The following is a 20764-nucleotide window of genomic DNA, read 5'->3' on the forward strand; positions in this document are numbered from 1 at the left end:
CTCGGGATCGAGCCGGCACTCACTCCGGCGACCGGCAACCCGCCGGGTCGGCCGGCGGAACGGTGTCGGAGGGTACGGCGTCGGGCGTGATGGGCGACGTCGGCGTGCCGGCGGGCGGCGCGGAGGGTACGGGGCTGCCGCTGAGCTGCGGGGTCAGCGCGTTCGGCGTCGCCGCCGTGGTCGGGCTGGTCAGGCCGGGCGACGGGTCGGGCGGACAGAGCGGCTTGAGGTTCGGGTTCGCCGGGTCCTCGCTCGTCAGCTCCGCCAGCCGACGCTCCGCGTCCGGCTCGTCGCGGGCCTGGATGCCCTGCTTCACCCGCTCCTGGGCGGCCAGGGTCAGGTCGTCGAGCCGGGCGTCGCTGCGCGCGTGCACGTCCGACAGGTCCAGCCCGGCGATCTGCCCGGGCACCCCGCGGAAGACCGCGAGCTGGCCGTCGTCGGTGGCGCCGACGTAGTACTGCCGCTGGGTGTACGTCCAGCCGCCGAACATGCCGCCGCCGACGATGACCGCGAGCGCCACCACCATCGCGACGGTGCGCAGCGGCCGGCGGCGACGGCCCTCGGGCTCGTCGTCGCGGTTGTCCGCCGGCTCCTCGGGCACGGGTGGCCGGGGCGCGGACAACGCCGAGGCGCGGGCCGCCGGAGTGGAGTCGTCGGCCGAGGTCGCCATGCCGCGGTCCCGGGCGGCGGCGCCGCCCACGATCGGGGACGCCTCGACGATGTCCTGGTCGGTGGCGTCGGCGATGATCACGGTGATGTTGTCCGGGCCGCCGCCGCGCAGCGCGAGCTGCACCAGGCGCTCCACGCACCGCTGCGGGTCGGGGTACTCCCGCATGGTGTCGGCGATGGTGTCCGCGCTGACCACGCCGGAGAGCCCGTCGGAGCAGATCAGGTAGCGGTCGCCGGGCAGCACCTGCCGGACGCTGTACTCCGGGTCGATGTCGCGGCCGTCGAGCGCCCGGGTGAGCAGCGAGCGCTGGGGGTGGCTGCTCGCCTCCTCCGCGCTGATCCGGCCCTCGTCGACGAGCATCTGGACGTACGTGTCGTCCTTGGTGATCTGCGCGAACTCGCCGTTGCGCAGGAGATAGGCCCGCGAGTCACCGATGTGGACCATCCCGAGCTTGCTGCCGGAGAAGAGGGTCGCGGTGAGCGTGGTGCCCATCCCCTCCAGCTGCGGGTTGGCGTCCACGGTGTCGCGGAGCTGCTGGTTGGCGGTGCCCACGGCGGAGCGGAGCGCGTCGACGAGGGCGTCACCGGGGACGTCCTCGTCGAGCGGCGCCATGGCACCGATGACGATGTTGCTGGCGACGTCACCGGCGGCCATGCCGCCCATGCCGTCGGCCACGGCGAGCAGCCGCGGTCCGGCGTAGACGGAATCCTGGTTACCGTCTCGGATCAGACCGCGGTCGCTGTGGGCCGCGTAGCGCAGGGTCAGAGTCATGGCCGTAATTCGAGGGAAGTGCGGCCGATCCGGATCGGCACGCCGAGGGGGACGGGGGTTGGTCCGGTGACCTTAGCGCGATCGAGATAGGTGCCGTTAGTCGATCCGAGGTCCTCGACGTACCACTGCCCGTCACGGGGCACCAGCCGGGCGTGTCGCGCCGAGGCGTAGTCGTCGGTGATCACCAGGGTCGAGTCCTCCGCCCGGCCGATGGTGATCTGGGCCTCCCCGAGCGTGATCCGGGTGCCGGCGAGCTGACCGGCGGTGACCACCAACTGGTGGGCGGCCCGGCCGCGCTTGGCCTTGGCCGGCTTCCCCGGCTGCCCGGTCGACGCGCCGATCCCCCGCGGCGCGGCCACCAGCTTGCCCGACCGGGCACCGGCGAAGAGGTCCCGGCGGATCACACCGACGACCGTGAACACGAAGATCCACAGCAGGATGAGGAACCCGAACCGGGCGACGGTGATGACGAGCTCCGGCAACGGGGATCAGCCGTCCACGCGGAAGGTCAGCGTCGTGGTGCCGAGCTGGATCATGTCGCCGGGGTTGAGGGCGACCGCCGACACCCGCTGGCCGTTGACCATGGTGCCGTTCGTGGAGCCCAGGTCGGTCAGCACCACCTGGCCGCCGTCGAAGTCGAGCCGGGCGTGACGCCGCGAGATGCCGACGTCGGGCAGGCGCAGGTTGGCCTGGTCGCCGCGGCCGATCACGGTCGAGCCCATCTGGAGCGGGTAGGTGCGGCCGTCGCCGGAGACCAGGCGGACGTTGCGACCACCGCCGTGACCGGGCGGGGGGCCGTAGCCGCCACCCTGGTCGTACGCCGGGTAGGCCGGGCCGGCGTCGTAGCCGCCGGGCGCCGAGACCGGGGCGACGTCCCCGCCCGTGTAGACCTCGGCGGTGACCCGGAACATGCCGGTGTCCAGGCCCTCACCGCGTTCGACCTCGACGATCACGTCGCCGTAGACCGTCCACGCCTGCTCGCCGATGAACTCGGCCTGCGACTGGGCCAGCTCCTGGGCCAGCGCGGCAGCGTACGGCGCCAGCCGACTGTGGTCGTAGGGCGAGAGATCGATCACGTAGCGGTTGGGCACAAGGGTGCGCCCACCGGCCAGGATCGCCTTGTGCGCCTCGGCCTCCCGCTGCATGGCGTTGAGGATCTCCACGGGGTGGACCACCCCTTTGAAGACCTTGGCGAAGGCCCCCTCGACCAGGCCTTCCAGACGCTTCTCGAAGCGTTGCAGCACGCTCACCGGCTCCTCCTCGGGTCCCGAGGCAATGATGGTATCCGGACACCGCCTCCGCAGCTCACACGCCGCTCGGCCGGCTGCCGTCGGCCCGTTCGTGACCAGGCCCGCGGACGTGCTAAAGTTTCGCCCGCCACGAGCGGTGATCGTTCGTGGCGTGGCCAGTGGACAGCGTAATATGTCCCGGCACCCGCCGCAGATGGCGGGCGCGGGATGCGATATGGTGTTCCGGGTCGTGCCACGGGGATGTGGCGGAATGGCAGACGCGCACGGTTCAGGTCCGTGTGTCCGAAAGGACGTGGGGGTTCAACTCCCCCCATCCCCACCAGGACAAGGGCTCCGCATACAGCGGGGCCCTTGCTTCGTATCGGGGCGTTCCGGACGTCACGCTATGCTCCGATGGTTTCCCTGCCTCCCACGGACCAGGAGTGGCGTGTGACTGTCGCGTTGGTGACCGGTTCCGGCGGTCTGATCGGCTCCGAGGCGGCCCGGCACTTCGCCGGACTCGGTCTCGACGTGGTCGGCATCGACAACGACATGCGGCGGTACTTCTTCGGTGAGGACGGCTCGACCGCCTGGAGCCTCGACCGCCTCGCCGCCGACCTCGGCTCCGCGTACACCCACCACGCCGTCGACATCCGCGACCGCGACGGGCTGGAGCAGGTCTTCAAGCGGTACGGCAAGGACATCGCCGTGGTGATCCACAGCGCGGCCCAGCCGAGCCATGACTGGGCCGCCAAGGAGCCGTTCACCGACTTCGACGTGAACGCCGGCGGCACGCTCAACGTGCTGGAGAACACCCGGCGGCACGCGATCGAGGCGCCGTTCATCCACTGTTCCACGAACAAGGTTTACGGCGACCGGCCCAACTCGCTCCCGCTGATCGAACTGGACACGCGTTACGAGCTGCCCGAGGACCACCGCTGGTACGACGGCATCACCGAGGACATGTCGATCGACGAGTCGCTGCACTCGATCTTCGGCGCCTCGAAGGTCGCCGCCGACGTGATGGTCCAGGAGTACGGCCGCTACTTCGACATGAAGACCGCCTGCTTCCGGGGCGGCACGCTGACCGGCCCGGCGCACTCCGCCGCCGAGCTGCACGGCTTCCTGGCGTACCTGATGCGCTGCGTGATGGAGGGCCGGACGTACAACCTCTTCGGTTACAAGGGGAAGATGGTCCGGGACGCGATCCACTCGCACGACGTGCTGACCGCGTTCGAGGCGTTCTTCCGCGAACCGCGCTCGGCCCAGGTCTACAACCTCGGTGGCGGCCGGCACTCGAACACCTCGCACATCGAGGCGTTCCGGGTCGCCCAGGAGATCACCGGCCGCGAGGCCCGGATCAACTACGTCGAGCAGGCCCGCACCGGCGACCACCAGTGGTACGTCAGCAGCATGGCCCGCTTCGAGGAGCACTACCCGTCCTGGAAGATCACGTACGACGTGCCGATGATCCTCCGCGAGATCTACGAGGCGAACGCCGACAAGTGGGTACCGAAGGCATGACCACCGGGACCAAGCGCAACGTGCTCGGCGTGGGCGTCGACGCGACCGACTACGCCCGGGCCACCGAGGCGGTGGTGGCCGCCGCGCACGAGCGCCGCCCGCTGGCGCTCACCGCGCTGGCCGTGCACGGCGTGATGACAGGCGTGCTCGACCCGGCGCACAACGCCCGGCTCAACTCCTTCGACGTGGTCACCCCGGACGGGCAGCCGGTGCGCTGGGCGCTCAACCTGCTGCACGGCGCCGGGCTCACCGACCGCGTCTACGGCCCGGAGCTGACCCTGCGGGTGCTCGCCCGGTTCGCCGAGGAAGGGCTGCCGGTCTACCTCTACGGCTCCACCGAGGAGACGCTGTCCCGGCTGGTGCCGGCGCTGGAGCGCAAGTTCCCCGCGCTGAAGATCGCCGGGGTGGAGCCGTCCAAGTTCCGGGCCGTCGCACCGGGCGAGGACGCCGAGATCGCCGACCGGATCCGGGCCAGCGGCGCCCGCCTCGTCCTGGTCGGGCTGGGCTGCCCGCGCCAGGAGGTCTTCGCGTACGCCATGCGCCCGTTGCTGGACATGCCGCTGATGGCTGTCGGCGCGGCCTTCGACTACCACGCCGGCCTGCTGCGCAACCCGCCACCGTGGATGCAGCGCGCCGGACTGGAGTGGTTCTGGCGGCTCGGTCTGGAGCCCAAGCGCCTGTGGCGCCGGTACGTCATCCTCAACCCGGCCTACCTGGCCCGGCTCGCCGCCCAGAAGACCGGGCTGTGGAAGGCCACCCCGCCGGCGCCGGCCACCGGGCGTCCCACCACGTTCGACGTCTGAGCCCCCGACCCCTACGGGCCCGGGTACGGGACGAACCGGGGTGCCGTCCCGGATTCGGCGAGCGCCGGAACGGGCAAGGCTAGGGGGCATGGATGACCGTCTCGCCGTGCTGCTTCCCGTCGCCGCCGTCTGGCTCGCCGCCGGACTGGTCGCGGAGGGGCTGCCCGGGCTCGACCGCGCCCGGGCGCTGCGCCGGCGTACCGGATGGTTGTCCGCCCTGGTGCTGACCGGCCTCGCGCTCACCGCGGCGGTCCTCGCCGCGGGCCTGCAACGCGCCGACGGCACCACTGTCGACCGGGCCGCCGCCGCGCTCGGGGTCGCGGCGCTGCCGGCGGCCGTGGTGGCGGTCTGCACGGTACGGCGGGTCCGGCGGCTGCGGTCCGGCGCGGGCGCGTTCGCGGCGGCTCCGGGCACGCCCGCCCCGCACGGGCTGCGCGCGGCGGCGGCGCACCCGCTGATCGCGCTGCCGCTCCAGGCGACGGCGATCGCGGTGCTGGTGGCGGTGCTGCCGTCGGTCGGGATCGACCTGTTCGCCGCGCCGGGCGTCGCCGGACCGGTGATCACCGTCGGAGTGCTGGGCGTCTGCGCGATCGGGGTACGCCACGCGCTGCGGCACAACCGGCTCGCCGAGCGGGCGATGCCGGCCGCCGAGACGGTGTCAGCGCGACCGGCTCGCGCCCTGCACGTATAGCAGTTCCAGGATCGCGCGGGTCGCCTCGAACCAGCGGTCCAGCCAGCCGGGCGGGGGCACGCTGCCCTTCGGGGGCAGCTCCATCAGCAGGCCGCGCAGCAGCGGGTGGTCCACCAGGGACTCCTGCTGCTCGACCGGCCAGCCGCTCGGTGGAAAGGACGGCTCGGTGAGCGGGTTCGGGTCCAGCGACGGCAGGGACAGCGGCGCCGCGGCCTGCTCCGGGACGCCACCCTCGCGCGCGTCGTCGCCGTCGCCGGAGACCACCTCGGTGAGGACGGTGTCCCGGCGGGCCCCCCGGTACTTGCCACCGAACCGCTCCGGCTTGCCCGGGCCGCTGGTGAGGTTCTCTGAACCGATCGTCGTCATCCGTCTCGCCTGCCTCGTTCGGTTGCCGATCTGTGCGGTTCAACGAGGCGGATCGGAACTGGCGACGGGTGCCCGCCACCGCGCGGGCCCGCGAACGCGAATGGTCCCGCCCGGCGGCGCTGCCGGGCGGGACCACACTTCGGTGCCGGTCAGCTCCGGCTGAACGCGCCGTTGCGCGCGCGGGCGACGAAGGCGTGCCAGTCACCCGGGGCGAAGACCAGGGCCGGGCCGGCCTTGTCCTTCGAGTCCCGCACTCCGACCGCCCCGGTCACGTACGCGACCTCGACGCAGTTGTCGCAGTTCGGCCCGCTCTTCGAGCTCTTGAACCACGTCGCCTGCGTCAGGTCCACGGGGAACTCCTTGGTCGCCATTTCCACAGTGGCTCCTCTGCCAGTCTCGCGATGTGTGCGACGGACTCCTCCGGGCGCATGGCCGCTGCTCGAATGTGATCGAAGATGAAGCTGTACTTCTGAAGTTCGTCGCTCTTCTCCAGGAAGAGCCCACCCGTGGCGTTCTCCGCGTACACGACATCGGGATCACTCGGCTCGGGGAAACTGAGAATGGTGAAGGTCCCGTCCATGCCGGCGTGCGCTCCCACCTCGAAGGGCAGGACCTGCACCGTCACGTTCGGCAGTTCGGCCACCTCCACCAACCGCTTGAGCTGACCACGCATCACCGCGTCGCCGCCAACCGGCCGGCTCAGCACCGCCTCATCGAGCACCACCCACAGATCGACCGGATCGTCCTGCGTCAACAACGACTGACGGCCCAGACGGACACGCACCCGTTGGTCGACCTGATCGTCGGTGATGTCCGGCCGGGCCGCGCGGATCATCGCGCTGGCGTACTCCTCGGTCTCCAGCAGCCCCGGCACCACCTGCTGCTCGTACGTGCGGATCGAGCCGGCCGCGGCCTCCAGGCCGACGTACGCGCCGACGAGCACCGTGCTGTACGGATGCCACCAGCCCTTCTGCCGGGCCTCCCGGGCGATCTGCACCAGCTCGTCGCTCTCCGCGCCGACGATGCCGTAGATCCGGAGCATGTCGCGCACGTCGCGCGGGGTCGCGGTGGTGTGGCCGGTCTCGATCCGGGAGATCTTGGACGCGGAGCACTCCAGCTGCTCGGCGACCACCTCTATGGTGATGCCCGCCGCCTCCCGCTGCCGGCGGAGTTCCGCACCCAGCCGCCGTCGCCGGATGGTGGGGCTACGCCGTTCCGTCACGGCGCCATATATCGGCTGGCGGGACCACGATTCACAGTCACCCGGCTACCTCCGGTCGGTCGCGCCCCGGTTCGGCACCCACCGCGGGCGCGACCGGGGGCGGCGGGCGAACGTTCGCGGCAGGGGTGGTGCCGGTCGTCGACCGGCCGCGACGGGCGAAACCGGCGTCCAGTGTGCCGTTCTGGTACCTGACGCTTCAAGTATCGCCGATTGCGTGTCCGACTCACCTATCGGCAAAACTCTACGTGCAACTTGCATGTCGCACGTCCCTGATGCAGGCTGTCCGTATGGCACGGGTTACTCACCGTCTTCGCTTGATCTCCGGGCGTGGTGGCACCACGGTCCGCGGGACAGCCGGAGGGGGGCCGTCCCGCGCCGTGCGACCTGCCCCGGAATGAAGACCCCGTCGCTGCACGCCAGCTTGGCTGCGGCGACGGGAGCGGTAACCGGGAGCAGCCGGGTGATGGTCGGGTGGCGGTCCGCCACCGCGGGTACGGCCCGACCACCACCGACCCACAGACCGCCGGTCCACGAGGCAGACCCCCGTCACCGGACCGCACCGACCCGATCCGCCTCGCCGGTCCCGGCCGGCCGACCCTCCCAGGAGCCCATGTGCTTCCCCGCTCCGGTGACGTACTGCACGTGACTCGCGCGGCGAGTGTCCAGTTCCTCAGACCGATCATGTTCCGGGTCATCCGGGTGCTCGACTGGCCGACCTACGACGGTTGGCTCTGGCTCGAAGGCTACGAGCTGAACGCGGCGGGGGACGCGGTCAGCCGGCGGTCGATCTTCGTACTCGGGGAGGGGTTGCGGCAGCTTCAGGCCGCGCCGGCTCCGCGTCAGCACACCGTGCGGACGGCCCGCCGCCCGGTGGTCCGGACTCCGGTCCGGGTCGGCTGACCTGACGATTCCCGGCCGGGAGGGCGTGCCGTCGCCATAGAATCGGTACGCCCACCCCGGCACGTTCCACCCCGCGCGCCATGGACCCCGAACCTGGGATGGTCATGGTCAATCTGCCCGCCGCGCGGCGGCATCACCGCTCCCGTGTCGGCTATGCCCTCGGGCTCTTCCTCTTCCTCGTCACCGCGACAGCACTAGCGCTCGCGGTACGCCACCCCGCCTTCTCCGCCACCCAGCAGCTCGCCGAGCCGGTGCCGGCCCCGGAGATCACCGTTGCCGGTGAGGGCGCCCGGACAGAGTCCGACACGGCCGGTTCCGACGCGGCCGACGACCCGGACGGCTGGGCCGCCACCGACACCTCGCAGGACGAGGACGATCCACCGGCGGGCACCGGAGGCGGCGAGGGCACGCTGGCCGAGCGGCCGGCCGCCGGCACCGACGACCTCAGCCGGTCGCTGTTCTACTCCGGGCTGCTCGGGCTCGCCATCTCGCTGGCCGGGCTGGGCCTGGTCGGCACCCGCAGACGCCAGTGGTGACCGCGCCGAGCCTCGGCGCCGTGGACGTCAGGGCGTCGTGGTCGTCGCCGGAGCGGAGCCCGGCGTGCTCGGGCCGCTCGTCGGCGGAGCGGGTACGGCCACCACGATGGTGACCCGATCGTCCTCACCCACCGGGTAACCGGCTTCCGGATCGGTGGCGATCACCGTGCCGGCCGGGCGGTCCGACGCCCGCCGCTGCACCCGGTAGTCCACGTCCAGCCGATCGAGCGCCGCGCGGGCGGCGGCCTCCGGCAGCCCCACGAGCGGCGGCATCGGCACCTCGACCGGCGCGGTGGTGGCCGGCGTGCTCGGCGGTGAACTGCTCGGCGCGGCACTCGTCGGGGCGGCGGTCGTCGGGGCGGCGCTCGTCTGCGCCGGAGGGCTCGGCAGCGGCGGCCCCGGATCGGAGTCCCGGTCGGCGGCGCGCAACGCCAGCCACACCCCCACCCCGATCAACGCGAGCAGCAGCAGCGCCAGGACGCCGAGCAGGATCGGCATCCACCAGCGGCGCCCGGCCTGTTCCTCGGCGTACCACTCGCTCCCGGGCTCGGGATAGCCCGCCGGCCGTGGTGGCGGCACCCCGGCCCGGCCGGACCAGGCACCCACCGGTTCCTGCGGAGTGGTGGCGTCGAGCGGACGGCCCGGCGCCGGTGGCCCGCCCGGTCCGGCCGGGCCGCCGGGCAGCGGGCGGGTGGCGTCGCCCGCGTCCCGGGGCAGCGGGCGGGTGGCGTCGCCCGCGTCCCGGGGCAGCGGGCGGGTGGCATCGCCCGCATCCCGGGGCAACGCCCGGGTCGCGTCGGCGTCCTCCCCCGCCGCGTTCCGGGGAAACGCCCGGGTCGCGTCCGCGTCACCGGCGGGTGGTTCCTGACGGTCGTCGCTCATGGCACGTCCTTTCCCCACCGGGACGGGGCGCACGGCCCTCGATCGTCCACCGTAGCGGGCCCCGGCCCGCCCGGCCGGGATCAGCGCGCCACGCTCGTCAGGGAGTCGGCGACGGGGACGCCGTCGGCGACGTGGACGCCGTGCCGCCGCAGGTGAGCGTGACCTGCTCGTTCCACCGGGCGGCACCGCCCGCCACCGGATCCTGGGCCGTGACCGGACCCTCGCGGCCGGTGGCGTACCGGGGATAGAGCCCGGCGTCCACCAGATCGTCTGCGGCGTCGGAGCAGGACAGCGCGCCCACGTCGGGCACGGCGACAGCCGGCGCCGGGCCGGAGACCCACACGGTGACGGTGATGCCGCGCTTCACCGGGGTGCCGGGCGCCGGTGAGGCGCGCTCCACCGTGCGTCCGGTGCCCGTACCGAAGACCAGTCGCCAGCCGAGCCGGCGCTCGCGCAGGTCCCGGCGGGCCTGCGCGAAGTCGGCACCCACCACCTCGGGCACCGTGAGCCCGGCCGGTGCGCTCGTGCGCGTACCGGTGGGCGAGGCGGTGGCGGTCGGCGACGCTGAGGCCGACGTGGGCGTGGCACCGACCGGTGGTGTGGTGCCGGGCGCGGCCTGGCGCTCCGGTTCGCCGGCCAGGATCCACCCGACGCTGGCGCCGATCACCGCCAGCAGGACCACGGCCAGGCCACCGCCGAGGAGCAGCCTGGGCCGCCCCGGCCGGGTGCCGTCGTCTGCCGGTTGCCGCTCGTCCGTCATGTTCCCCCGCCCGATCATCGACGACCGTATCCGTTGCCGCCAAGCGGTCACGGTCCGTCGCTACGACTCGCCGCGCCGACCTCGGGACGTTACGCTCCCCGGCATGGTCAGACGGGGCTGGGGAGGATCGACAGCCGCCGCGCTCGGCGTCGCCGCCGGCGCGGGCGCCGCGCAGCTCGGTTTCGGGTACGGGCTGGGCATCATCGACTGGTCGCCGGCCGGTGCGGTACGGGACGAGGCGGCGTGGGTGGCGAGCCTCGCGTGGGCGACCTGGATCGCGGCGACCTCGGTCATCGTCGGTGCGGTCTGCGCCCAGCGCCTGCGCGGCCACGACGAGGAGCCCCAGGGCGCGCTGCCCCGGCTCGGCCTGGCGCTCGCCGCGGGTGCCGGCGCGCTCGTCACCGTACTGCTGGTGGCGGTTCCGGCGCGGGCGGCCCGGGTGCCGGACGTCTCCTCGCCGCAGGCCGTCGCCGCCGCGTACGCGGGCGCCGGGCTGGTGCTCGGCGTGCTGCTGGCCGTCTGGGCACTGCACACCCGTGCCGCCGCCACCAACCTGATCGCCACCACCGGCTGGCTCTGGCTGCTCGCCGTGGTGTCCGTGGTGGACGGTGTGGTGGCCGGCCGTGGCCTGACCACCGCCCAGCTCGGCATCTGGCAGATCAGCGCGGACCGTGGCGCGTTCTGGATCCGCGACTACTTCTACTGGCCCGGTGCGCTGCTGTCGGTGCTCTCCGCCCTGGTGATCGGCCTCGTGGCGGCGCGGCGAGCCGCCCGCGCGCCGGAGATCCGGGTCGGCGCGGCGGCCTCCGGGGCGGCCGGACCACTGCTCGTCGCGCTGGCGTACCTGCTTGCCGTACCGCGCCTGGCCGGGATCGCCGCGGAGCAGTTGTCGGCCCATCTGATCGCACCGTACGCGGTGATCGCCGGTGTCGGCGGCTCGATGGTGATGGCCGCGCTGGCCCAGCGCTCCGAGCGTCGTGGCACCGAGCGGACGGCCGTGCCCCGCCAGCGCACCGGCGAGCCGGACCCGATCAGCGCGGAGGCCGAGCCGGTCGCCGCGGACCCGGCCGCGCCGGACGCGCCGTCGGACAGGTCGGCATTGGCGTCGGCCAGGTCGGCACCGGACCGCTCAACGTCGGCCACGTTGACGTCGGACCGGTCGACGTCGCCGCCCTCGGACGAGGCGGCCGGGCCGGCACCCGACCCGTCGCCCGTTCCGAGCCGGGATGCGGCGGCGCAGGACGGACCGGACGTGACGTCCGCCCGGACCGAGTCGGAGCGGGGTCGCGTGACCCGGTCCACCAGCACCGGCCGCCGCAGCCGAGCCGTCCCGCCGCAACGGCAACCCGAGACACCGCTCGGCCCCACCCGGTCACGCGACGAACCGTCCACCGACGAGCCGGACCCGACCGACCCGTCCCCGTCGGCCTCACCCGGCCCGACCGACCCACCCCCTGCCACCGGAACCCCCCGCCGCCGGGGCCGTTGACCCTCACCGCGATCTTGGAGTTGTGGCACCTCACAGACCTCGCATTCGGGAGGTTCGAGGCGTCACAAGTCCAAGATCGACGCACCCAGTCCCCGCCCGCCGAGATCTTGGTATAAACGGCCCCCATAGGGCGCTCTTCTACCAAGATCTCCACCGATCCCAGCCGCACCGACGTCACCCCCACCACTCCCGGCGATCTTGCAGTTTCGGCCCTCGTCAACTGCGCGAATCGGGCACCACGAGGGCCGCAAGTGCAACATCGCGGGCTGCGGGGGACGCGCGGCGGGGCGGGGGCAGTCAGTCGACCGGCCAGGTGTGGACGGGCTCGTTGCCGCGCTGGAGTTCGGCGTACCGCTTGACCATGTGGTGCAGCGCGGCCTCCCGGTCCAGGCCCCGGTGCCGCTCGGCCGTCCACACCGTCTCGGTCTGCCAGACCGCACCGTTGCGGCCGGTACGGCAGCGGCCCTCGATCACGCCGAGCAGGCGGTCCCGCTCGGCCGGGGCGACACCGAACCGGTCCAGCCCTTCGGCGGCCACCGGGAGCAGCGTGTCCAGGACGAGCTTGGTGACCGGCACGTCGCCGAGCCGGGGCCAGTGCAGGACCGCCTCGATGCCGCGCCGGGCGGCGGCGTGGAAGTTCTCCTCCGCCGAGCTGAACGTCAACTGGCTCCAGATCGGACGGTCCGACTCGGCGAGGCCCCGGGCCAGCCCGAAGTAGAACGCCGCGTTGGCGAGCATGTCGACAACTGTCGGCCCGGCGGGCAGCACCCGGTTCTCCACCCGCAGGTGCGGGCGGTCGTTCATGATGTCGTACACCGGGCGGTTCCAGCGGTAGACAGTGCCGTTGTGCAGTCTCAGCTCACCGAGCTGGGGCACGCCACCGGCGTGCAGCACCTCGACCGGGTCCTCCTCCTCGCAGATGGGCAGCAGCGGGGGGAAGTAACGGACGTTCTCCTCGAACAGGTCGAAGATCGAGGTGATCCAGCGCTCGCCGAACCACACCCGGGGGCGTACGCCCTGGGCCTTCAGCTCGTCCGGGCGGGTGTCGGTGGCCTGCTGGAACAGCGCGATCCGGGTTTCCGCCCAGAGCTGCCGGCCGTAGAGGAACGGCGAGTTGGCGCCGACGGCGACCTGCACGCCGGCGATGGCCTGGGACGCGTTCCAGTAGTCGGCGAAGCTGTCCGGCGCGACCTGGAGGTGGAACTGGAGACTGGTGCAGGCGGCCTCCGGCGCGATCGAGTCGGTGTGCGTACGCAGCCGCTCGACGCCGTTGATGTCCAGCTCGATGTCCTCGCCCCGGGCGCCGACGATCTGGTCGTTGAGGACGTGGTACCGCTCGTTCGTGGAGAGGTTGTCGGCGACCAGGTGGCGCTCGGTGAGCGTGGGGAGGATGCCGACCATCATGATCGTCGCGTCGGACTTGGCGGCCCGCTCGTCGGCGCGGCTGAGGCTGCTGCGCAGGTCCTGCTCGTAGTCGGCGAAGCCACTGCCCTCGATCAGCCGGGGCGAGGCGTTCAGTTCGAGGTTGAACTGTCCCAGTTCCGTCTGGAACAGCGGGTCGGCGATGTCGGCCAGGATCTGGTCGTTGCGCATGGCCGGTTCGGCGGCGGCGTCGATGAGGTTCAGCTCGATCTCCAGCCCGGTCATCGGGCGGTCGGCGTCGAAGCCGAAGTCGTCGAGCATCAGCGCGAAGACGTCCAGGCACCGCCGCACCTTCTGCCGGTAGCGGACCCGATCCTCGCGGGAGAAGGCGCCCTGCTCGACGTCTCTGCCCATGTGTCCTCCCGGCGCCGGTGCGACGGAACCGTACCGTTCCGCAACGCATTGTGAACCATTCGCGTGATGGGCGTAAGTGCGCCCGTGCCGTCGTCCTGCTGGACGGGCGACAGGTCTGCACCTGTACCCCGTCAACGCCGTCACCAGCACATCCGTCCGGAGAACTTCACGTGACGATTCGCACCGCCGGGGCGTACGCGGGAAGGGCCCGCACCGTCGGCGGACGGTGCGGGCCCCACGGGCCGGTGCCGGGCTCAGCCCTGGCGGATGGCCTCGCCCTCGATCTCGATCTTGATCTTGCGGCCGACCAGGACGCCGCCGGTCTCCAGCGCCACGTTCCAGGTCAGACCGAAGTCCTCCCGGTCGATCTCGGTGGAGGCGGAGAAGCCGAAGATGTCCTGCCCGAAGGGGCTGCGGCCGACGCCCTCGAACTCCACCTCCAGCTCGACCTGGCGGGTCACGCCCTTGATGGTCAGCTCGCCGGCGAGCACGAACTCGTTGCCCTCGCGGGACTTCACAGCGGTGCTGCGGAACTCCAGCGTCGGGTACTGCTCGGCGTCGAGGAACTCCGGGCTGCGCAGGTGCGCGTCACGGTCCGCCTGGGCGGTGTTGATGCTGGCCGCCTGGATGCTGGCGGTGACCGAGGACTGCATCGGGTCGTCGGCGACGGTGATGGTGGCGGTGGCGTCCGCGAACTCACCGCGTACCTTGCTGACCATCATGTGCCGCGCGACGAAGCCGACGCGCTTGTGCGCGGCGTCCAGCACGTAGGTGCCGGGGGTGGGGATGGTGAGACCTTCCCAGTCGCGGGTAGTCGCCTCGGTGCTGCTGGTCATGATGCTCTCCTCCGGAGAAGAATGTTTAGGTGCCCAACGACTGACTAAGCAACTATAGTCTAGACAATATTCCCTGTGTCAAGTGTTGCTAGGATGGTGGCGTGGACCAGAACGTGTTCGACGACCCCCGGATCACTGCCGTCGGCCTGCTCGTCGAGGCGCACGCCGGGCTCGCCGCCCGGTTCGCCGCCCAGTTCGAGGAGCACGGCCTCTCACCGGTCGAGTTCGAGGTGCTGACCCGACTCGCCCGCTCACCAAACAACCAGTTGCGGATGACCGACCTGGCCGCACAGACCTCGCTCTCCACCAGCGGTGTCACCCGCGTGGTGGACCGGATGGAACGGGACGGGCTGATCCGCCGACGGGCCTGCCCGTCGGACCGGCGCAGCTCCTTCGCGGTGGTGACCGCCGCGGGGCTGAGCCGGCTGGACGCCGTCCTTCCCGGCCATCTGCGGATCATCGAGCAGTGGTTCACCAGCCAGCTCGATCCGGAGCAGCTCGACGGGCTGCTGGACGGGCTGCGCCGGGTACGCGACGCCGTCCATCCGGGCGCCACCGCCGGCAGCACCGAGCTCGCCCAGGACGTCGCCTGACCGCCTGCGGCCGTTCGACGGCTACCCGCCGGTCACCGGCAGAATGACCGGCAGAATCAGCCGAGCGGACGGACAAAGCAGCACAAGGTATCGCGAATCGGCGGTCAGACCTCGATAGTCTTCCCGCAGCGCGGGGGGCACCGGGGGGTGCTGGCGCGAGCGTGGAGCGAGGGGCAGCACCAGGGGGCTACTTCGCTCGTGCCACCCCCGCGCCCTCCACCGCCCCACGCCGGCGGCGCTCATCGCCCCCGGCGGGCCATCAGGGAGAACAGCAACTCCTCCTCCTGCGGCAGCAGGCTCACGCCGGTGACCCGCCGCGCCGCGTCCAACCGGTCAAGCACACCAGGGTCGGCGGTGCTGACCGCCAGCCCCACGAGCGCCTCGACCAGATCCCGCCGGTCGGCGACACCCTCGGCCGCGTCGGCCGCCGCGGCGAACCACTCCGCCGCCAGCTCCCGATCCCCCCGGCGCAACGCCACATGTCCCTCGATCAACCCGCGCAGCGCGTCGCCGGTGCGGGCGTCCCCGGCCGAGCCGGGCGCGTCGAGCGTCTCCACCGCCGGTGGCCGGCGGCGGTCCGGCACCGCGCCCGACGGCCACAGCTCGGCCACGGTGGCCAGCGCCTCGTCCGCGCGCCCGGCATGGGCCAGGGCCAACCCGACCGCGCCGATCGTCCGGCGCCGCCGCCCGGGATCGCCCAGCTCCGCGAGCGCGGTAGCCACCCGGCGCCCCTGCTCGACCGCCTCGGCGTACCGGCCCTCCAGGCGGGTCAGCTCGGCCTGATCGGCCCGCGCCAGCACCCGCAGGCGCTGGTCACCGCACTGCGCCGCCAGGCGGTCCACGGTGGCCAGCCGCCGCCGGGCGCCGGCCAGCCTCGCTTCGCGTACGTCGTGCCAGGTGAGGTGCGCCTGGGCCACAGCCATCTCGCGTACCCGGTGGTGCCGGGTGGCCGCCGCCAGCGCGGCCTCGGCCTGCGCGCGGGCCTCGTCGTGCGCGCCGAGCCGGGGCAGGAGCGCGCAGAGCACCGACCGGGCGGACAGCTCGCCGGTCACGTCGCCCGCCTCGGTGAAGATGACCAGGGCGGCCCGGGTCGCGGCCAGTTCCTCCGCGCCCGCGCCGTGCTCGACTGCGAGCCGGGCCGCGCCGAGCATGGCCCAGGCCCGCAGCGTGGGCCGGGCGTCAGCGGTACGCGGATCGGCGAGCAGCCCGCGCAGCCGCTGCCGGCCGGCCACGTCCCGCCCGCGCAGCCGCCACCATCGCGGCAGTGAGGCGGCGAGCAGGAGAGCCGTCTCCGGCGCGTGCTCCGCGGCGTACGCCAGCGCGGCGGTGATGTCGCTCGTCGCCTCGTCGAGAACGTGCACCGCGCCGGCCATCCGTGGGCCCACCAGCCCCGGCGCGGTGCGGTTGACCAGACCGGCGATCACCGAGGCGTGGCGCGACCGGATGCGGTGGGTCTCACCCTCGACGTCGGCCTGCTCGGCGGCGAAGTCACGGACGGCGTCCAGCAGACGGAACCGGAACCGGCCGGCGCCCCGGACGCTCAGCAGGCCCAGCTCGCGCAGCCGGTCCAGCATGGGCGCGGCGTCCCACCGCCGGCCGCCGTCGGCGAGCAGTTCCTCGGCCAGCTCGACCGACCAGCGGTTACGGAACGCGGACAGCCGCCGCAGCGCCGCCCGGTCGGCGGACGCGAGCAGGTGATAGCTGGTCGCCACCGCGTCGCGCAGCGTCACCGTGCCGGTGGACGGGCCGGCGGGCTCCCAGCCGGGGCGCACGCCGGTCAGGTCCAGGACGCGGTCGCCGTAGCGGTCGAGCAGCTCGATGACGTCGAGGATGCGTCCCCGTGCCGCCATCAGCTCGATGGCCAGCGGCAGTCCGCCGAGCCGGCGCACGAGCGCGGCGAGCGCCGGCAGCTCGGCGGCTGTGGGTGGTTCCCGGCGGACCTGGGCGAGCCGGGCGGCGAACAGCGCCGCCGCCGGCCAGCGGTCCAGGTCGGTGGCGTACTCGGGATCCACGCCGGTCGGCGGCACGTCGAGCGGCGCGACCGGCCGGACCAGCTCGCCGGGCAGGCCGACCGGGCGGCGGCCGGTCGCCAGCACCCGCAGCGTCGGCGCGGCGGCGGTCAGCGCGCGCAGTGCCCCGGCCACCGCAGCCGGCGCCCGGTCCACCGCGTCGACGACCAGCAACGCCGGCCGGTCGCCGATCCGGCAGGCGAGGTCGGCCAGCCGGTTCACGCCGAACATCGAGGTCGACGCGGCGAGCACGTCGGCGGTGTCCGAGCCCTCGCCCACGAGCACTCCGGCCACGCCCGCCGGATGCCGGGCCGCCACCGCGTGCGCGACCGAGACGGCCAGCGCGGTCTTGCCCACCCCGGCGAGCCCCACCAGGCTCACCACCGGGTACGCGTCGAGCAGGCCGGACACCTCCGCCGCGTCCCGCTCGCGTCCCAGCAGGGGTACGGGTTGGGGCAGCGCGACCGGCGGATCGTCCGAGGCACCGGTGGCGGGTGGGCGGGACGCCGCGGGCCGGGCGGTGTCCACGAACTCCCGCCGCCGCTCACCGGTCAGACCGAGCGCGTCGGCCAGCAGGTCGACTGTGGTGCGCTGCGGCCGGGTGGCGCGGCCCCGTTCCAGATCGCGGACCGTCCGTACGCCGACGCCGGCCCGGTCCGCCAGCTCGGCCTGGGTCAGGCCGACGGCGAGCCGGTGCCCGCGTAACAGTTCGGACAGACCGGCGCGACCGCCCGGGCCCCGCGCACGGTCATGATCCGGAGTCATGGGCACGAAGAGTACGGATGGACTCCGACGCTCCACAGCCCATCGTCAACCACCCGACCGTCCACCGCCGTTATCCGACAGGACGAGGACGCGGGTGAATGTCACATGCCGAGGTCGCGCGCGATGATCATGCGCTGCACCTCGCTGGTGCCCTCACCGATCTCCAGGATCTTGGAGTCGCGCCAGAAGCGGGCCACCGGGTACTCGTTCATGAAGCCGTACCCGCCGTGGATCTGCGTCGCCTCGCGGGCGTTGTCCACCGCCACGGTGCTGGCGTGCAGCTTGGCGATGGCCGCCTGGCGCTTGAACGGCTCACCGGCGAGCATCCGGGCCGCCGCGTCGTAGTAGGCCAGCCGGGCCGTGTGCGCCTTCATCTCCATGTCCGCGATCTTGAACTGGATGGCCTGGTAGTTGCCGATCGGCTGACCGAACGCCTGGCGCTCCTTGGCGTACTTGATCGACTCGTCGACGCAGCCCTGGGCCAGGCCGACGGCGAGCGCCGCGATGGCGATCCGGCCCTCGTCCAGGATGCGCAGGAACTGGGCGAAGCCCCGGCCGCGCTCGCCGAGCAGGTTGGCCGCCGGCACCCGGCAGTCGTCGAACGTCAGCTCGTGGGTGTCCGAGGCGTTCCAGCCGACCTTCGAGTAGCCGGGCGCGACGGTGAAGCCGGGCGTACCCGACGGCACGATGATCGTGGACAGCTCCTTGCCGCCGTCGGGCCGCGTACCGGTGACGGCGGTGACGGTGACCAGCGCGGTGATGTCGGTGCCGGAGTTGGTGATGAACGCCTTCGAGCCGTTTATGACCCACTCGTCGCCGTCCAGGACCGCGCGCGTCCGGGTGCCGCCCGCGTCCGAGCCGGTGCCCGGCTCGGTGAGCCCGAACCCGGCCAGCGCCTCACCGCTGAGCAGCCTCGGCAACCACTGTGCCTTCTGCTCCTCGGTGCCGAACCGGTAGATCGGCATCGCGCCGAGCGACACCGCCGCCTCCAGCGTGATCGCCACGCTGGAGTCCACCCGGGCCAGCTCCTCCAGCGCCAGGCAGAGCGCGAAGTAGTCGCCGCCCATGCCGCCGTGCTCCTCCGCGAAGGGCAGCCCGAACAGGCCCATCTTCCCCATCTGACGGACGATCTCGTACGGGAAGGTGTGCCGCTCGTAGTGCTCGGCGATGGTGGGCGCGACCACCTCGCGGGCGAATTCCCGGACGCTCTCCCGCAGCGCCTGCTGCTCCTCGTCGAGCCGGAAGTCCATGTCGATCCTCCTGGAAAGGGCGGGCCGCCGGGCGCTCGTGACGCCGGGAGCGGCTGAAGCGTTAGGAGGGGCCCCTTTACATGCACCAGGCGTTAAGAGGGGGCCCTTCCTTGCCGGGTCAGACGGGGGTGACGCCGTGGCGGCGCCGGGAGAAGTGCCGCTCCTTGCCGCGCGCGGCGGCGAACCGGCGTACCAGCTCGGCGCGCAGCTCGTGCGGCTCGACGATCGCGTCCACCACCAGCTCGCTGGCGAGGCGGACCACGTCGATGTCGCGCTCGTACTCCTCGCGCTTCGCGGCCACGAAGGCGGCCCGCTCGGCCTCGTCGGAGATGGCGGCGATCTTGTTGGCGTAGACCGCGTTGACGGCGGCCTCCGCGCCCATCACCGCGATCTTCGCGGTGGGCAGCGCGATAGTGGCGTCCGGCTCGAAGCCGGGACCGGCCATCGCGTAGAGACCCGCGCCGTACGCCTTGCGGACCACCACACAGATCTTGGGTACGGTCGCCTCGGAGATCGCCGTGATCATCTTCGCGCCGTGCCGGATGATGCCCTGCTTCTCCACCGCGCTGCCGACCATGAAGCCGGGCACGTCGGACAGGAACAGCAGCGGCACGTTGAACGCGTCGCAGAGCTGCACGAACCGGGTCGCCTTGTCGGCCGAGTCGACGAAGAGCACGCCGCCCTTGAACATCGAGTTGTTGCCGACCACGCCGACGACCTCGCCGTTGAGCCGGCCGAACCCGATGGTCAGCTCCTTGGCCCACAGCGCCTGGATCTCGAAGAAGCTGCCGGAGTCGAGCAGGCCCTTGACGTACCGGCGCATGTCGAACGCCTGCCGCTCGCTGGCCGGCACCAGCGCGGCCAGGTCGGCCTTCTCCGGCGCGGCCACCGCCTCGGCGGCGGGCGGGTCCTGCTTCCAGTTCGACGGCAGGTACGACAGGTAGGTCCGCACCACGTCGAGCGCGTCGTTCTCGGTCTTACAGAGGAAGTGACCGACGCCGGACTCGGCGCAGTGCACCTTCGCGCCGCCCATCGCCTCCAGCGTGGTCTTCTCACCGGTGACCATCTCGACCATCCGGTCGGAGCCGAGGTACATGCTGGCGTTGCCGTCCACCATGGCCACCACGTCGCAGAACGCCGGGATGTACGCCCCGCCGGCCGCGCTCGGCCCGAACAGCGCGCACACCTGCGGGATCGAGCCGGAGGCGCGGACCTGGTTCCAGAAGATCTTGCCGGCGCCGCGCCGGCCCGGGAACAGGTCGACCTGGTCGGTGATCCGGGCACCGGCCGAGTCGACCAGGTAGACCATCGGGACGCCGGTCGCGTACGCCCGCTCGATGATCCGGATGATCTTCTCGACGGTACGCGCGCCCCAGCTGCCGGCCTTGACCGTGGAGTCGTTCGCCATCAGGCAGACCTGGCGGCCGTCGATGGTGGCGGTGCCGGTGACCACGCCGTCGGCGGGCAGCCCGTCGACCATGGCGTTCGCGTAGAGCCCGTCCTCGACGAAGGAGCCCTCGTCGACCAGGTAGGCCACGCGCTCGCGGGCGAACAGCTTGCCCTTGGCGGCGTTTGCCGCGTGGTACTTGTCCGCGCCGCCGGCGCGGGCGCGCTTGCGTAGCTGCTCCAGAGCCTCACCGTCGAGCGTCACGCCGACTCCCCGTTGCCACCGCCCGCGCAGGGCGCCACCGA

20 protein-coding genes and 1 tRNA gene are annotated in these 20764 nt (G+C 72.7%); 8 read left to right on the plus strand and 13 right to left on the minus strand.

Annotation, left to right across the window (positions count from 1 at the left end; all coding sequences use genetic code 11):
* Window positions 1-19: 19 nt before the first annotated feature.
* The 3 genes from AB0C17_RS11455 to AB0C17_RS11465 are packed head-to-tail and all read right to left on the minus strand — an operon-like array spanning window position 20 to window position 2718.
* Window positions 20-1441, minus strand: coding sequence for a protein phosphatase 2C domain-containing protein (locus AB0C17_RS11455; protein WP_357478202.1), 1422 nt, complete (start codon window positions 1439-1441; stop codon window positions 20-22).
* Window positions 1438-1923 (minus strand): FHA domain-containing protein, encoded by a 486-nt coding sequence (locus AB0C17_RS11460; RefSeq protein ID WP_128138039.1) that lies wholly within the window; start codon window positions 1921-1923, stop codon window positions 1438-1440. Before AB0C17_RS11460 ends, AB0C17_RS11455 begins: the two co-directional genes overlap by 4 nt.
* A gap of 6 nt (window positions 1924-1929) precedes the next feature.
* Window positions 1930-2718 carry a DUF3662 and FHA domain-containing protein gene (locus AB0C17_RS11465; protein WP_026267912.1) on the minus strand — a complete coding sequence of 263 codons (789 nt, stop codon included), beginning with the start codon at window positions 2716-2718 and terminating at the stop codon, window positions 1930-1932.
* Window positions 2719-2927: 209 nt separating this feature from the next.
* On the opposite strand from AB0C17_RS11465, the gene AB0C17_RS11470 reads away from it, so the two are divergent.
* The 4 genes from AB0C17_RS11470 to AB0C17_RS11485 all read left to right on the plus strand — a co-directional run bounded on the left by AB0C17_RS11470 (window position 2928) and on the right by AB0C17_RS11485 (window position 5688).
* A tRNA-Leu gene (locus AB0C17_RS11470) sits at window positions 2928-3013 on the plus strand.
* Window positions 3014-3084: 71 nt separating this feature from the next.
* On the plus strand, window positions 3085-4194 hold the full coding sequence (locus AB0C17_RS11475; protein ID WP_357382279.1) for an NAD-dependent epimerase/dehydratase family protein: 1110 nt from the start codon (window positions 3085-3087) through the stop codon (window positions 4192-4194).
* Window positions 4191-4997, plus strand: coding sequence for a WecB/TagA/CpsF family glycosyltransferase (locus AB0C17_RS11480; protein ID WP_357382277.1), 807 nt, complete (start codon window positions 4191-4193; stop codon window positions 4995-4997). The genes AB0C17_RS11475 and AB0C17_RS11480 overlap by 4 nt, the downstream gene beginning before the upstream one ends.
* 88 nt (window positions 4998-5085) lie before the next feature.
* The gene (locus AB0C17_RS11485) at window positions 5086-5688 is read left to right on the plus strand and encodes a hypothetical protein (protein ID WP_357382275.1); all 603 of its coding nucleotides are present in this window, start codon (window positions 5086-5088) and stop codon (window positions 5686-5688) included.
* Here AB0C17_RS11485 and AB0C17_RS11490 read toward each other — a convergent pair.
* From AB0C17_RS11490 to AB0C17_RS11500, 3 genes are all read right to left on the minus strand, one after another.
* Window positions 5656-6054, minus strand: a complete 399-nt coding sequence (locus AB0C17_RS11490) for a hypothetical protein (protein WP_262012857.1) — start codon at window positions 6052-6054, stop codon at window positions 5656-5658. The two genes, AB0C17_RS11485 and AB0C17_RS11490, sit on opposite strands and share 33 nt — an antisense overlap.
* 149 nt (window positions 6055-6203) lie before the next feature.
* Window positions 6204-6425, minus strand: a complete 222-nt coding sequence (locus tag AB0C17_RS11495) for a DUF397 domain-containing protein (protein WP_357382271.1) — start codon at window positions 6423-6425, stop codon at window positions 6204-6206.
* On the minus strand, window positions 6395-7276 hold the full coding sequence (locus tag AB0C17_RS11500; protein ID WP_357468561.1) for a helix-turn-helix transcriptional regulator: 882 nt from the start codon (window positions 7274-7276) through the stop codon (window positions 6395-6397). The genes AB0C17_RS11495 and AB0C17_RS11500 overlap by 31 nt, the downstream gene beginning before the upstream one ends.
* 612 nt (window positions 7277-7888) lie before the next feature.
* Between AB0C17_RS11500 and AB0C17_RS11505 the strand changes: the two genes are divergently transcribed.
* Together AB0C17_RS11505 and AB0C17_RS11510 are read left to right on the plus strand one after the other, a co-directional pair.
* A complete protein-coding gene (locus tag AB0C17_RS11505) occupies window positions 7889-8176 on the plus strand; it encodes a hypothetical protein (RefSeq protein WP_357382268.1) in 288 nt (95 codons plus the stop codon).
* Window positions 8177-8274: 98 nt separating this feature from the next.
* On the plus strand, window positions 8275-8712 hold the full coding sequence (locus AB0C17_RS11510) for a hypothetical protein (protein WP_357468684.1): 438 nt from the start codon (window positions 8275-8277) through the stop codon (window positions 8710-8712).
* 27 nt (window positions 8713-8739) lie between these two features.
* Here AB0C17_RS11510 and AB0C17_RS11515 read toward each other — a convergent pair whose 3' ends face one another.
* Window positions 8740-9594, minus strand: coding sequence for a PASTA domain-containing protein (locus tag AB0C17_RS11515; RefSeq protein WP_357468564.1), 855 nt, complete (start codon window positions 9592-9594; stop codon window positions 8740-8742).
* Window positions 9595-9691: 97 nt separating this feature from the next.
* Complete coding sequence (locus AB0C17_RS11520; RefSeq protein ID WP_357468567.1) at window positions 9692-10354, minus strand: PASTA domain-containing protein; 663 nt, start codon at window positions 10352-10354, stop codon at window positions 9692-9694.
* 103 nt (window positions 10355-10457) lie between these two features.
* Between AB0C17_RS11520 and AB0C17_RS11525 the strand changes: the two genes are divergently transcribed.
* Window positions 10458-11843 carry a hypothetical protein gene (locus AB0C17_RS11525; protein WP_357478205.1) on the plus strand — a complete coding sequence of 462 codons (1386 nt, stop codon included), beginning with the start codon at window positions 10458-10460 and terminating at the stop codon, window positions 11841-11843.
* Between the two features lie 297 nt (window positions 11844-12140).
* On the opposite strand, the gene AB0C17_RS11530 is transcribed toward AB0C17_RS11525, so the two are convergent.
* Complete coding sequence (locus tag AB0C17_RS11530) at window positions 12141-13619, minus strand: glutamate--cysteine ligase (RefSeq protein ID WP_357382258.1); 1479 nt, start codon at window positions 13617-13619, stop codon at window positions 12141-12143.
* A gap of 254 nt (window positions 13620-13873) precedes the next feature.
* Complete coding sequence (locus tag AB0C17_RS11535) at window positions 13874-14455, minus strand: YceI family protein (protein WP_357382256.1); 582 nt, start codon at window positions 14453-14455, stop codon at window positions 13874-13876.
* 101 nt (window positions 14456-14556) lie between these two features.
* On the opposite strand from AB0C17_RS11535, the gene AB0C17_RS11540 reads away from it, so the two are divergent.
* A complete protein-coding gene (locus AB0C17_RS11540; protein ID WP_357382254.1) occupies window positions 14557-15048 on the plus strand; it encodes a MarR family transcriptional regulator in 492 nt (163 codons plus the stop codon).
* A 239-nt stretch (window positions 15049-15287) separates the two neighbouring features.
* On the opposite strand, the gene AB0C17_RS11545 is transcribed toward AB0C17_RS11540, so the two are convergent.
* From AB0C17_RS11545 to AB0C17_RS11555, 3 genes are all read right to left on the minus strand, one after another.
* Window positions 15288-17822: a helix-turn-helix domain-containing protein gene (locus AB0C17_RS11545; protein WP_357468574.1), complete on the minus strand. Its 2535-nt coding sequence runs from the start codon at window positions 17820-17822 to the stop codon at window positions 15288-15290.
* A 101-nt stretch (window positions 17823-17923) separates the two neighbouring features.
* A complete protein-coding gene (locus AB0C17_RS11550) occupies window positions 17924-19072 on the minus strand; it encodes an acyl-CoA dehydrogenase family protein (protein WP_357382250.1) in 1149 nt (382 codons plus the stop codon).
* Window positions 19073-19190: 118 nt separating this feature from the next.
* Complete coding sequence (locus AB0C17_RS11555) at window positions 19191-20723, minus strand: acyl-CoA carboxylase subunit beta (protein ID WP_357468579.1); 1533 nt, start codon at window positions 20721-20723, stop codon at window positions 19191-19193.
* Window positions 20724-20764: the final 41 nt, after the last annotated feature.

This window comes from Micromonospora sp. NPDC048887 (genome assembly GCF_040649715.1).
GTDB lineage: Bacteria > Actinomycetota > Actinomycetes > Mycobacteriales > Micromonosporaceae > Micromonospora.

Coding starts and splice junctions, on each gene's coding strand:
- AB0C17_RS11490 (WP_262012857.1), bottom strand. CDS start 6,054: ATGACGACGATCGGTTCAGAGAACCTCACCAGCGGCCCGGGCAAGCCG.
- AB0C17_RS11510 (WP_357468684.1), top strand. CDS start 8,275: ATGGTCATGGTCAATCTGCCCGCCGCGCGGCGGCATCACCGCTCCCGT.
- AB0C17_RS11495 (WP_357382271.1), bottom strand. CDS start 6,425: ATGGCGACCAAGGAGTTCCCCGTGGACCTGACGCAGGCGACGTGGTTC.
- AB0C17_RS11545 (WP_357468574.1), bottom strand. CDS start 17,822: ATGACTCCGGATCATGACCGTGCGCGGGGCCCGGGCGGTCGCGCCGGT.
- AB0C17_RS11535 (WP_357382256.1), bottom strand. CDS start 14,455: ATGACCAGCAGCACCGAGGCGACTACCCGCGACTGGGAAGGTCTCACC.
- AB0C17_RS11520 (WP_357468567.1), bottom strand. CDS start 10,354: ATGACGGACGAGCGGCAACCGGCAGACGACGGCACCCGGCCGGGGCGG.
- AB0C17_RS11485 (WP_357382275.1), top strand. CDS start 5,086: ATGGATGACCGTCTCGCCGTGCTGCTTCCCGTCGCCGCCGTCTGGCTC.
- AB0C17_RS11475 (WP_357382279.1), top strand. CDS start 3,085: ATGGTTTCCCTGCCTCCCACGGACCAGGAGTGGCGTGTGACTGTCGCG.
- AB0C17_RS11480 (WP_357382277.1), top strand. CDS start 4,191: ATGACCACCGGGACCAAGCGCAACGTGCTCGGCGTGGGCGTCGACGCG.
- AB0C17_RS11515 (WP_357468564.1), bottom strand. CDS start 9,594: ATGAGCGACGACCGTCAGGAACCACCCGCCGGTGACGCGGACGCGACC.
- AB0C17_RS11455 (WP_357478202.1), bottom strand. CDS start 1,441: ATGACTCTGACCCTGCGCTACGCGGCCCACAGCGACCGCGGTCTGATC.
- AB0C17_RS11525 (WP_357478205.1), top strand. CDS start 10,458: ATGGTCAGACGGGGCTGGGGAGGATCGACAGCCGCCGCGCTCGGCGTC.
- AB0C17_RS11530 (WP_357382258.1), bottom strand. CDS start 13,619: ATGGGCAGAGACGTCGAGCAGGGCGCCTTCTCCCGCGAGGATCGGGTC.
- AB0C17_RS11550 (WP_357382250.1), bottom strand. CDS start 19,072: ATGGACTTCCGGCTCGACGAGGAGCAGCAGGCGCTGCGGGAGAGCGTC.